This window comes from Candidatus Culexarchaeum yellowstonense, from assembly GCF_024707025.1.
In the GTDB taxonomy this organism is placed as follows: domain Archaea; phylum Thermoproteota; class Methanomethylicia; order Culexarchaeales; family Culexarchaeaceae; genus Culexarchaeum.
In genome coordinates, this window is record NZ_JANGFQ010000043.1 from 1 (window position 1) to 12,053 (window position 12,053).

General features: G+C 39.4%; 12 protein-coding genes. 8 read left to right on the top strand and 4 right to left on the bottom strand.

Going from position 1 to position 12,053, the window contains the following annotated elements; genetic code table 11:
* Positions 1-294, top strand: a 294-nt coding sequence (locus tag MRT15_RS06420) for a flavin reductase family protein (protein WP_304329010.1), incomplete at its 5' end; no start/stop codon positions are given.
* A 26-nt stretch (positions 295-320) separates the two neighbouring features.
* Here the strand turns inward: MRT15_RS06420 and MRT15_RS06425 are convergent.
* Positions 321-2,117, bottom strand: a complete 1,797-nt coding sequence (locus tag MRT15_RS06425; RefSeq protein ID WP_304329012.1) for a M28 family metallopeptidase — start codon at positions 2,115-2,117, stop codon at positions 321-323.
* Between the two features lie 109 nt (positions 2,118-2,226).
* Here MRT15_RS06425 and MRT15_RS06430 point away from each other — a divergent pair, with 109 nt between their 5' ends.
* From MRT15_RS06430 to MRT15_RS06440, 3 genes are read left to right on the top strand one after another with little or no spacing between them, the layout of a single operon-like run.
* A complete protein-coding gene (locus MRT15_RS06430; RefSeq protein ID WP_304329014.1) occupies positions 2,227-3,081 on the top strand; it encodes a creatininase family protein in 855 nt (284 codons plus the stop codon).
* Positions 3,082-3,083: 2 nt separating this feature from the next.
* Positions 3,084-3,848 (top strand): amidohydrolase family protein, encoded by a 765-nt coding sequence (locus MRT15_RS06435; RefSeq protein WP_304329016.1) that lies wholly within the window; start codon positions 3,084-3,086, stop codon positions 3,846-3,848.
* Positions 3,845-4,597 carry an amidohydrolase family protein gene (locus MRT15_RS06440; protein WP_304329017.1) on the top strand — a complete coding sequence of 251 codons (753 nt, stop codon included), beginning with the start codon at positions 3,845-3,847 and terminating at the stop codon, positions 4,595-4,597. The genes MRT15_RS06435 and MRT15_RS06440 overlap by 4 nt, the downstream gene beginning before the upstream one ends.
* Positions 4,598-4,617: 20 nt before the next feature.
* Here MRT15_RS06440 and MRT15_RS06445 read toward each other — a convergent pair whose 3' ends face one another.
* Positions 4,618-5,196, bottom strand: coding sequence for a pyruvate kinase alpha/beta domain-containing protein (locus MRT15_RS06445; RefSeq protein ID WP_304329019.1), 579 nt, complete (start codon positions 5,194-5,196; stop codon positions 4,618-4,620).
* Positions 5,197-5,289: 93 nt separating this feature from the next.
* On the opposite strand from MRT15_RS06445, the gene MRT15_RS06450 reads away from it, so the two are divergent.
* Entirely contained in the window at positions 5,290-6,393 is a 1,104-nt protein-coding gene (locus MRT15_RS06450) for an alanine--glyoxylate aminotransferase family protein (RefSeq protein ID WP_369684954.1), read from the top strand.
* Positions 6,394-6,408: 15 nt separating this feature from the next.
* Here MRT15_RS06450 and MRT15_RS06455 read toward each other — a convergent pair whose 3' ends face one another.
* Both MRT15_RS06455 and MRT15_RS06460 read right to left on the bottom strand, forming a co-directional pair.
* Positions 6,409-6,795 carry a DUF126 domain-containing protein gene (locus MRT15_RS06455; protein WP_304329023.1) on the bottom strand — a complete coding sequence of 129 codons (387 nt, stop codon included), beginning with the start codon at positions 6,793-6,795 and terminating at the stop codon, positions 6,409-6,411.
* Positions 6,785-7,993, bottom strand: coding sequence for an aconitase X catalytic domain-containing protein (locus MRT15_RS06460; RefSeq protein ID WP_304329025.1), 1,209 nt, complete (start codon positions 7,991-7,993; stop codon positions 6,785-6,787). Before MRT15_RS06460 ends, MRT15_RS06455 begins: the two co-directional genes overlap by 11 nt.
* A gap of 148 nt (positions 7,994-8,141) precedes the next feature.
* On the opposite strand from MRT15_RS06460, the gene MRT15_RS06465 reads away from it, so the two are divergent.
* The 3 genes from MRT15_RS06465 to MRT15_RS06475 form a co-directional block, all read left to right on the top strand.
* Positions 8,142-8,933, top strand: coding sequence for a KaiC domain-containing protein (locus MRT15_RS06465; RefSeq protein WP_304329027.1), 792 nt, complete (start codon positions 8,142-8,144; stop codon positions 8,931-8,933).
* Between the two features lie 409 nt (positions 8,934-9,342).
* Positions 9,343-10,362, top strand: coding sequence for a THUMP domain-containing protein (locus tag MRT15_RS06470; protein WP_304329028.1), 1,020 nt, complete (start codon positions 9,343-9,345; stop codon positions 10,360-10,362).
* A 126-nt stretch (positions 10,363-10,488) separates the two neighbouring features.
* Positions 10,489-12,053, top strand: a 1,565-nt coding sequence (locus MRT15_RS06475) for a phosphoenolpyruvate carboxykinase (GTP) (protein WP_369684955.1), incomplete at its 3' end; no start/stop codon positions are given.

The following is a 12,053-nucleotide window of genomic DNA, read 5'->3' on the forward strand; positions in this document are numbered from 1 at the left end:
GGTATGGATAAGGTTTTGGAGTATTGTGGAACTTATTCTGGTAGGGATCATGATAAGTTTAAGGAACTTGGCCTTACAGCTATGCCCAGCTATAAGGTTTCAGTGCCATATATAGCTCAATGCCCAATTCACTATGAATGTAAGGTTTCATTTAAAGTTGATGTTACTCCTGGTAGTTTGGAGAAGTCTATTGAGGAGAGCATTTATCCATCTGGGAATTATCATACACTGTATTTCGGTAGGATACTTGGAGTATATGTTGAAGAATCCATTGCTTCAAAAATTTTAAAATAAAATTATGATTTATTCCAAATTTAACCCTATACTTTTTCTAGGATTTTTGCTTCAATTAGTATTTCCACAGCCTTCTCTAGTACTTCCCTTTCAACTTTAACTCCAAATTCCATTAGTATTGTTCTTTGAAGTTCATTTATGCTCATGGGTTTCCTCATGTATAATGGTATCATTACGCCTATTATTCTGGACATTATTGGTGTTTTCTCAGCAGTCTTCTCCATTTCAATGTACTTCTTCCATCCAATAGCTCTGTATATGGCTCTTTCCGATAGGTTTCCTATGGGTCCCCTGTATATGTACTTCTCCCCTTCTTCAACGTATTCTTGTTTTTCAGCTTTCTCCATTAATGCCTTTATGTACTCGTCTTCAGTTACTTGTAGTGTCTTTTCACCTATAACGTTTATTAGGTATCTATATCTTTCATTCAAGTTTTCCATGTTTGTGTATTGTAGTTCGTTTGCAATGTATTCGTGGAAGTATGTTTTTGCATACATTTTAACTTCTTCTTCAAATTCCTTCCTAGATATTTTGTATGCTGATTCCCCTGCTGCTACGGCTATTATTTTCGCCAGTGTAGGGTCGAATTTGTCTATTGTATCTTGGTCGCTGTGGTAGTATTTGTCAGGCCATTGTAGTATCATTATTGCTGGTATCCATAGTTGGATGTATACGTCGTGGTCGCTTCCGGATTGGTATGGTGTTAGGTCGAATCTATATGATAGTGCGCTTCTAGGTGACCCTATCTCTTCACTTAGTGATAGGTTTCTTTTGAATGTGTAGTATGTTATGGCTTCGTATGGGTGGTAGATTTTTGGTGGTGATTTTACGAAGTTTATTGTTGATCCTGTTAATTCTTGCCTTTCTCCAATCATATCTAAGTTTATGTTGAAAACTGCTTTCGGCTTTTCATTTAACATGTATGCCAGTGAACCTGCGTATTCTGGTATCCATATGAATCTTATTGCATGTTTGTCTGGCTCTTCCAAAATCTTCTTTTCTATGAGTCTTGTGAAGCTTAGAGCTAGCTCCATTAATGCTGCTGATCCACTGACATTATCGTTCACTGTTCCAGCTGGGTGGCAGTAGTGTGCTGTTAAATGGATTTCGCTTTCCAAATTTCCAATTTTCATTGTGACTACTGGTATTGATGCTTCAACTCTATATTTTGCATCAACACTTATTCTAACTATGGGTTTCTCCCCCCTCTCAATTAGTTGTATTAGTTTGTTGGCTGTGCTTCTGGATACTGTTACTGCAGGTATTTTTGCTTCCTTTGCTTCTTCTGGTGTTAGGAATAATCCCATGTATGGAACTGAATCTTCTGTTCCACTCCTCCTATATATTAGAACTCCCATAGCTCCCTTCATTAAGGCATTCTTGTAAACTATGTTTCCATAGCCATATGCGAGTACAATCTTTCCACTTACATTCATCTTCTCATAGTTTTCAATGGATGTTCCATTCCCAACATGCACCACTTCCCCTTCAACAACTCCTCCTGGACTGTGGGCTGCAATGTGTGTTCTTGAATTCTTGTATGTGTGTAGTAATTCTTCCCTTGGCTTTACTAGTCTTAGTTCTCCCCCTTTAACGCTCCAGCCGACCACTGGATCGAAGGATCCATGTTGAACGCTATAACTATACTTCTTCAATTCCACATTCCATCCACTTCTCCCCATCAAAGTTTCCTTTATGTATTCTCCAGCTTCTTCAATCCCATCACTACCTTGTATCCTATGGTATTGGCTTAATCTGGTGACAAACTCCATTAATTCCTGTATTGAGTACTCTTCTTTTAGGATTTGATTTATATTCTTCATATCTGCTCATTGTTTAGTTTGCTTGTATCTAAATTTAAGTCATTCTGTTTTTGTATGGGTATTGTTAAATACTCAATCGTTATATCAATATTTAATGGTGAGATCTAAGTTGTCTTTCGAACTTTCGAATATGAGTTGGGTGGAGGCTGGTAGGAAGCTACCCTCCTCCAGTATGGTTATAGTTCCAGTGGGTTCCACTGAGCAACATGGTTTACATTTGGGTTTGGGTACTGATTGGATTATTGCATGGGAGCTTGCTAAACGTGTTGGTGAGATTAAGGGTATACCAGTGTTGCCAGTTTTACCTTATGGTGTTGCTGTGCATCATATGGATTTCCCTGGAACCATAACATTATCCTTTAATACCTTTAAGTCTGTTATTATGGATGTTTTGGAGTCTCTGCATAGGCATGGTGTTTCGAAAGTTCTTTTCATTAATGGGCATGGTGGTAATTTAAATGCTTTGCTTGAAGCTTGTAGGGAGGCTAGAACTAAATTTAATATGATTTGTGTTGTTTGCCAGTGGTGGGATGTCCTTGCAGGTATGGGTTTAACTGTTGAAGGTCAGCCTGCACAGACCCATGCTGGATATGCTGAAACGGCTTTAATGCTTGCCTTAAGACCTGAATCTGTTCATCTTGAGAATGCAATACTCTCCTCAACTAAGCAAGTTCATGATGAAATTAAGCTTGAGAGTTTAAGTTCAGCTAGATTTATGGGTGGATTGGTGAGGTTGGCTTTAAACACTTCAGATGTTTCTGATACGGGTTCCATGACTGAAGCTCTTCCAAGCGTAATTCCAGATGTGAGGGATTTCTCTAAGGTTAATTTGGATTTGGGTAGGAGGCTCATGGATTTACTTGTGGATTGGCTTTGCAAATTTGTTGATGCTTTTAAGACATTCAATCTCGAGAAGACAAGTGTTTCTGAAGATAAGGCATTTAAGGCTTTGAGGGGTGTTTAATTGTGGTTTATATTGATGCCCATACACATTTTGGTCCTCCAGGTAAAGATCTACCTCCAGTAACTCCTGAGGAGAGAATTAAGCTTATGGATTCGATTGGTATGGATGCCATGGTGACGACACCACCATACTCTTCAATATCTGCTGATAGGAGTTATAGGGAGGCAAATCTCTTCCTACTTGATGTTCAGAGGAAGTATCCTGATAGGTTTTATTGCGTTGCAAGGGTTAACCCCCATCTTAGGGGGAGGGCTATTGAAGAGGCTGAGTGGGCTTTGAAGAATGGTTTTTGGGGTATAAAGATTCATTTGAGGAATGAGGCTGTTTCCCCAGATAATCGCATATTAATATTCCCAATAATGGAGAAGCTTAGAGAGTATGGTGGCCTACTATTGCTACATACTGGTGAAGCCGATTATTCCCATCCCACTAGTGTTGGGTATTTGGCTGAGCACTTCCCAGAAGTTCCAATCATCTTGGGCCATTTGGGTAAATCCTTCTATATGGATGCTATACTTGTGGCTAGATGGTTTGATAATGTTTTTGTGGATACAGCTTTATGTCATAGTTTAGAGGCTATTGAGAAGGCTGTGGATCTCGCTGGCCCTGAGAAGGTTTTGTATGCTTCTGATTTCCCTCAAGGGTGTATTGAACTTGAAACTTTGAAGATTAAACTTGCAGATATATCTGATAGGGATCGTGAACTCATTCTTGGATTGAATATTAAGCGAATTTTAGATGATATTAGGAAGAGGAGGGGGTTATGATGGTGGTTATAGATGCACATGTATTCATTGGTGAAAGCATATACTTTAGGAGGGGGAAGTTCCTAGCTGAAGATTTATTGAAGGTTATGGATGAGAATGGTGTTGATATGGCGGTGGTAGTTGCCCCTCCACCTGGACCATACTATGATTCTGGGAATAAGTATGTTTATGAGGCTACTAGGAAGTATGATAGGTTGATTGGAGTTTACCGTTTAAACCCATGGTTTGGAGTTTCAGAAATTGATAAGGCTAGGAGAGCTATTGTGGAGTGGGGTTTCAAAGCCATATACATTGATCCTCAAAATGAATCTTTCTCGATAACTTCTCCAATTGTTAAATCTGTGATATCATTGGCTGGGGAGCTTGATGTCCCATTATACATTAAGAGTTCTCAATCGCAGTTTTATTCACAGGAGGGTGTGGTCTTCTTATCATACATGAATCAGAATGTGAAGTTCATTACTGGTCAATCATCTTTAGCTGCAATACTATCCACTAGGTCTCCAATGGCGCAGAATCTTAAAAACCTCTTCCTTGAAACTTACCCTTTGAGGGGTGGACATATGGGTGTTGACTACTTCCTTAAACGTTTACCTGAAACTATGGATCCAAGTAGGCTTGTTTTCAGTTCTCAAATGCCCTTTGGACATGTGAAATTGGAATTGAGGACTATTGAGCTTACTGGCTTGGATGATTCATTTAAGCGGCTTATATTGGGTGAAAATATTAAGCGTGTATTAAAAATATAGGGGGTGATAAAAACCCTTCACTATGTTTTCAATGGTTTACATATTATCTCCAATATTTTTGTTTCGAAGAAGTCATGTGTGTTTGCAGCTTTTATGACTATTGCTGTATCTGCACCTCTACCTGTACCTGCAATGCTTATTATTTCTTCACCTGGTTTAACGTATCCTGAATCTACAGCCATGCAGGCTATTTCACATGCAACCTTCATTCCCTGCCCGAAAAGTCTGAGTACATTTGCTATTACTTCATCGATCTGCATGGTGTTAAACTTCCTCCTAATAGCTCTACCTATACCCCCAAATGCATGGGTTGCTGTCACTATTTTGCCACCATTCCTCAATATCTTCTCCCTATTCTCACTTAAGAATTCCTCTACATTTGGGCCTTTAAACCATGCCACGTGGCTAACCACTATTAGATTGTACCCCTTAAATATTTCTGAAGCCTTCACGCCAGTTTCACCAGTACTACTGGCTACAACTATTGTTTTTATTCCAAGTTCATCTGCACGTTCCTTTGCCAATCTCAATGTTTCATCGGTGTTTTGAGGTCCAGGCTCGTTGAAGTAAACTATCTTCTTCTCTACACCAATCACCATATCCAACCCTCCTATAGAGTTGTTTTGTTGATTGTAAATTTAACATTTATTGTTCTTTACATGGGAACATTAACTGTTATATACTCCTATTCAATGTATCTTTTAATGGTGATTCATTTGCAATTGAAGTTGTTTACAGTTGGGCCTGTGGCATGTTATCCTCAAGTTTTGGAGGAGATGGGTAGGCAGATGTTTAGTCATAGGAGTAAGGATTACATCGACTTGCATAAAGACTTAACATTCCTACTTAAAGAGTTTCTCGAAACTGAGGGTGAGATCTTCTTCTTCCCAAGTTCTGGAACTGGTTTTATGGAGGCTTCCGTTAGGAATTGTGTGGAGAGGAAGATGCTCATATGTGTTAATGGGAGTTTTGGTGAGAGGTATGTTGAGGTTGCTAGAGCCAATGGTAAGGAGGTTGTGGTTTTAGAGACTCAGCTTGGAGAGCCAACCATGCCCGATGTATTGGATGATTACTTGAGGAGGAATCCAGATGTTGAAGCTGTAGCTATAACCCATAATGAGACTAGTGTTGGGTTGATTAATCCATTGGAGAAGCTTGCCAGTGTAGTTAAGTCTCATGGTAAGTTGTTGTTTGTTGATGCTGTAAGCTCCATGGGTGGTGTGGATATTAAGGTTGATAAGTGGGGTATAGATGTATGCTTTACGAGTTCACAGAAGTGTTTCGGCATCCCCCCTGGATTAGCCGTTGCCAGTGTTAGTGCAGAGGCTTTGAAGAAATCTGCTAATATGCGTAATAAGGGTTGGTACTTCGACTTCATATTATATAAGAAGTATAATGAGGAATTCAATGTACCAACAACTCCACCAATACCTCAAATGCTTGGTTTGAGGAGGATTCTTAGGATGATAAGGGATGAGTGGGGTGGTAAGTATAAGTATTTTGAGCTTTATAGGGAGAGGAATAGGATTATACGTGAGGGTGTTGAGAAGATTGGTTTAACGTTATTCCCGAGGAAGGGGTTTGAAAGTCCAACAGTCAGTTGCATTAATGCTCCTAAGGGTATGAGTGGAGATGAAGTTTATGAGGCTATGAGGGCTAGGGGGTTTGAGTTGGCTCGTGGTTATGGTAAGGTTAGGGGTAAGACTTTCAGAATTGGTAACATGGGGTACATAGAGTTCAAAGACATATATGAGATGTTGAAGAATCTTGAAGAGGTAGTTAAATCTAAGAGTTAAATAACCCCCATTTTTTTATTCATTCACGTATATAGTGTCCCCCTTCACTCTAACAAAATCTCCACTTTTCATCTTACTTATATCCACCATGTCTACGCATGGTATGTTTGCTATTATTGCACCTACAGCCACTATTGGTTCACAGTACTCATTTATTATTGCTGCTGGCGCTGTGTTTAGTTTCTTCATTCTATAAATTATGTATGTTCCAACGGTGGACCCCTTTCCATGTGGGAATACTAGTATCTTCCCCTTTATGGATTTCCCTTCAAGTGGATGTCCCCTTTCTATCACTATCCCCGTCTTTGGGTCTATGCCTCCCAGAAATGCTATTGGCTCCATTGATACTAGTGCTTCCCCCTCTGCTTCCCCCTCCTTTATAACTCTCCCCTTAATTATCATTCCAAACACCACTTATTGCTGCTTTAATGCAGTCTTCTAAGCTTCCAAATCTAACTTTCACTTTTGAGTGTAGTGGTGCTAATGTGGCCATTTTTGCACTGTTTGTGGCTAATGTTTTGAATCCCAATTCCTCTATTGGGGCGACAACCATGCATGTATCCCTTATAACCTTTCCTCCAGCTTCATTTATTATATCCAGCAATCCCCTTCTTTTAGCTTCATCATACACTTTTCTTGATGTTGTTATCCATAATTGCGATTTAATCTTCCTACCTTTAATCATATTTGCTACCTTCCCTATTTCATCTATTGAGGCATGTGGGCATCCAATGCTAACCACATCTATCTCCCTAACATCATGGTTTAAGGTTTCATAGGCTTCCCTTAAATCTTCAATTTCAATTTCTTCAGCGCCATCCTTAACAACCCTTTTAATTTTTGCTTCTGGGGTTACGTTTTCCATGTGGAATAACCCTACAGCTCCACTTGCAGCCATCGATGCTCCAAGTGATTTGAGTTCATCTAAATCTGCAGTTTCTATACCAGTAATGTATGGAACTTTATTTCCAACCATTTTCCCAATTAGGTATCCTAGTGCTCCAAAATCTGAGATCCCCTTCACATTGCATTTAACTTTTATAACATAGTCTGCAAGTCTATTTTCATCTAGATGTAACCCGTATTTTGCAGTTCTACCAGTTATTGCTGAGGCTAATGCTGAAATTCCACTTTCCCTGTTGGTTCTTGCGCCTAGAATCGAATTTGCATATATTATTGCTGATGATTCCCCCCATGCTACATGTTGTCCAAATTTCGGTTTATTCCCCACTAGGTATGGTGTACATGTACATGTGGTTTTCACGCCCATCTTTTCATATGCTTTAACTATCCTAATCTGCTTCTCCGCAAATTCCCTGCTAAATCCGAGTTCCTCCCATAACTCCATATCCATTCCAGCTGGATTTAATGTTGCTTCAACCATAGTTTTAACTCCCATGCTTGCGAACTCCTCTAGGAATTCAAGTCCCTCATCCCCTAAATTCTTGTAACTTACACCAGAAATATGTGCGCTTTCAACTTTAACCAACTCCTCCGCATTATAAATCTTCCCCAAAGCCACTATTATCTCCATAGCTCTACGCACGCCTTCCCCCAATTCACCATTAAGCATAGCTTCCTCTTCCCTAGTTAGTATCATGTATACCACTATATTCTGGGTATAAATAAAAGTACCCACTTTACAAATGCATTCACCGCATTGCTGGATCATCGTATTGCATCAATTCCTTTCACATAAACCTCATTTAGGGGAAGTTTTATGTGTATAGTTGTTTATGGTTATTTTGATGATTGAAAGGTTATCTACTGGTATTGATGGGTTGGATGAAATTTTGGAGGGTGGAATTCCTAGAGGGTTTTTCGTTGCAGTTACTGGTGAACCTGGGACTGGTAAAACAATTCTCTGCATACATTTCATTAATCGTGGCGTTTTGGATGGTGATAAATGCATTTACGTTACAACTGAGGAGTCTAGGGAGTCTATCATTAGACAGGCTGAGCAGTTTGGATTTAAATTCTCCAAGTATGTTGATGGGGGGAAGCTGATAATAATTGATGCATTGATGGGTAGGGAGGATCAGTGGAGTTTAAATTCCCTCACAGTTGATGATATGGTGAATAAGGTTTTGGAAGCTAAGAAGTCTCTGGGTTATGGTAGAGCTAGACTTGTCATTGACTCCATGAGTGCCTTCTGGCTTGATAAACCTGCAATGGCTAGGAAGTACTCATATTATGTTAAGAAGGTTTTGTATAAGTGGGATTTCACGATCTTCGCAACTTCACAATACGCTATAACTACGTCTGAGGCTTTTGGTTGGGGTTTAGAGCATGTGGCTGATGGGATCATAAGGTTTAGGCGATTCATACGTGGAGGTCAGCTAAAGAGGTATGTTATAATAGAGAAGATGAGGCAGACACAGCACTCATTATACCTCCATGAAATAAGTATTGAGCCGAATGTTGGACTTAAAATTATTGGTAGAGCTGGTGAGAGAGTTGAAGATGTAGCCTTACCAAGCGAAGTCTCAAAGAAGATTAAGAAGGTTAAGGAGAGATCGGAAAAGATCGTTGAAGAATAATGTGTGACATACTTGATTTAAATTTTGCTCCACCGATTATGTAAGTTTGTAGTGTCATGTTTATATTGATGTGATTCATTACCGTATTATGATGGCTATTATGTTTATCCGTATACCCGATTATTTGAAAAGGGAAATGGGATTGCTAGGGGGATTGTTGACTTGAGTGAAGAAATAAGGGATTCCATTGAAAGAAGGGTTAATGAGATGGAGCAAAGAAGAGTTTTTGAAGAGCTTGAGGCTTTAATTCAAAAGTTGCCTAGAATGCCGAGGGGTCAATAACTAGGTATGTGAGGGGAGATCGTGATAGTAATTGATGCTTCCCTTTTAATGAAGTGTCTCCATCTTTAAACATATTCTCCTAAAAGTTTGTTTCATATTCTTATGGGATGGGATTTTGATGTGGTTTATGTTGACTTGTCCGCCAGGTTTGGAGGATATTGTGGAGCTTGAGTTGAAAGAGAAGTTTGGTTTTGTTAATGTTGTTTTGAAACCATTTAACATTCAAGGTAGGGTTTTGGTGGATATGCAGAGTTCGAATATTAATGATCTTCTAAATATGAAATCCATTCATCATGTTAGGAGATATATTTCAGCATTTACAGTTTCCAGTTCTAAGGATGGTTTGAAGGAGATTTATGATGGCGTTTACTCATTGGATTTGAGTGAGTTTTTACCTAAAACTGCCAGTTTTAGGGTTACTAGTGAGAGGATGGGGGTTCATGAGTATACTTCCATAGATGTTCAGAGGGTTGCTGGTCAAGCTATAGTGGATAAGTATAGGAATAGGGTTGATTTGGAGAATTTCGATGTGGAGGTTATTGTTGATGTTATTCATGATAAATGTGTTGTATGTATTTCCATTAGTAGGGAGTCTCTCCATAAACGTCACTATAGAGTTTTTGATCATCCTGCAGCTTTAAGACCTACTATTGCTTATGGTATGGTTAGACTTTCAAATCCATTGGAAGGTAATGTTTTTGTTGATCCAATGGTTGGTGGTGGAACTATACTTATTGAAGCTGCATTGTATATGGGTTCTAAACTTAAACTTTATGGGTTCGATATCAATGAGCGCTTCCTTGAGGGGGCTAAGGCTAATGCTGAAGCTGCCGGTGTTCTCAGTCTCATAAATCTTTCTAAGGGGGATTGCACTAAGCTATCCAATTATATTAGTAATGTTGATAGGATTGTGACTAATCCGCCATATGGTATTAGGATGGAGCCTAGAATTGGTATTAGGAAATTGTATTTCATGTTTGCATCTGAAGCTTATAAGTGTATGAATAGTGGTGGTAGGCTTGTGGTTATAACTTTGAAGGAGGGGGTTATGCGTAAAGCTCTATTGAACGCCAATTTCAGTATTGTCCATGAAAGGTATACGTTGCATGGAGATTTGAGGGCGAAAATTTTTGTGGCTGAAAAATGATTACTCAAAGATTTTTGTATATGTTTCGTTAAGCTTTTATCTTATCATGTTATATTTTCAAACATGAGTAGACGTGAAAGGCTTTTGGGCGAAGATTATGATGTGGAGTCAGTTTTACGTTCAAAGATGAAGCCTGAACATTTTGATAGGCTTATGAAGATTAAGGATCCTGAACTTCATAGGTGGATTGCTGATATAATTTTGGTTTGCCAACCATCCTCCATATATGTGAATATTGGTTCTCAAGATGATATTGAATATATTAGACGTGTATCCCTTGAGCGTGGTGAAGAAATTCCAACTAAGTATCCACTGCAAACCATACATTTTGATGGAATTAAGGATCTTGCTAGGGATAGGGAGAATACTAGGATTCTTGTGGAGGGGGCTAGTGGAATTCCATTACTGAATACCAAGGGGAGGATTGATGGTTTGAATGAGATTAAGAATGTTTTGAAGGGGATTATGGTAGGTAAGGAGGCTTTTGTGGGATTCTTCCGTTTAGGTCCAAAGAATTCTCCATTATCACTTTATGCTGTTCAAGTTACTGATTCAGCTTACGTTATGCATAGTGAGAACATATTGTATAGGATTGGTTATGATGATTTTGTTGAGAGGGGGTCTGATATAAGGTATATGCGTTTCCTACATTCTGCTGGTGAGAGGAATGAGTATGGTTGGAGTAAGAATTTGGATAAGAGGAGGATTTACATAGACCTTGCTGATGACACCGTTTATAGCACAAATACCCAGTATGCAGGTAATACTGTGGGTTTAAAGAAGCTTGCCTTAAGATTGACTGTTTATAGGGGGTATTTGGAGGGTTGGCTTTCCGAACACATGTTCATCGCCGGCGTTAAGGGGCCAGGGGATAGGATAACCTACTTTACTGGAGCATTTCCCGCTGGTTGTGGTAAAACTTCCACTGCATTGATGGCTGATACAGTTGTGGGTGATGATTTAGCCATTATAAGGGAGGTTAATGGAATTCCTAGAGCCATAAATCCTGAAGTTGGAATGTTTGGGATAATTGATGGTATTAATCCGAAAGATGATCCTGAAATATATGAGATACTCACATCTCCAGATTCTGAAGTCATATTCTCCAATATCTTGTTGATGGGTAATGGCGAAGTTTGGTGGAATGGTAAGATTGGTTCACCTATGGCTGGGTTAAATTATGCTGGTGTATGGTGGCCTGGTAAGGTTGATGAGCGTGGTAATCCAATTCCACCATCACATTCCAATGCTAGATTTACAACGCACATAAAGTATCTTAAGAATCTTGATCCAAGGATAGAGGATCCCGATGGTGTCCCAGTTGGTGGAATGATTTTTGGTGGTAGAGATTCAGATACATGGGTTCCCGTGGAGGAGGGGTTAAGTTGGGAGCATGGAATTGTAACTAAGGGTGCAGCTTTGGAGTCTGAGAGGACTACTGCTGTTCTCGGTAAGGCTGGTGAAAGGGAGTTTAACCCCTACGCCATACTGGATTTCATTTCCATATCTGTGGGTAAGTTTACCGAATTGCACTTCAAGTTTGCTGAGAAGCTCAAAGTTAAACCAAAGGTTTTTGGTGTAAACTACTTCTTGAGAGATGAGAATGGAAGGTATTTGGCTGAGAAGGTTGATAAGAAGGTTTGGTTGAAGTGGATGGAGCTTAGAGTTCATGATGATGTAGGCTTCATAGA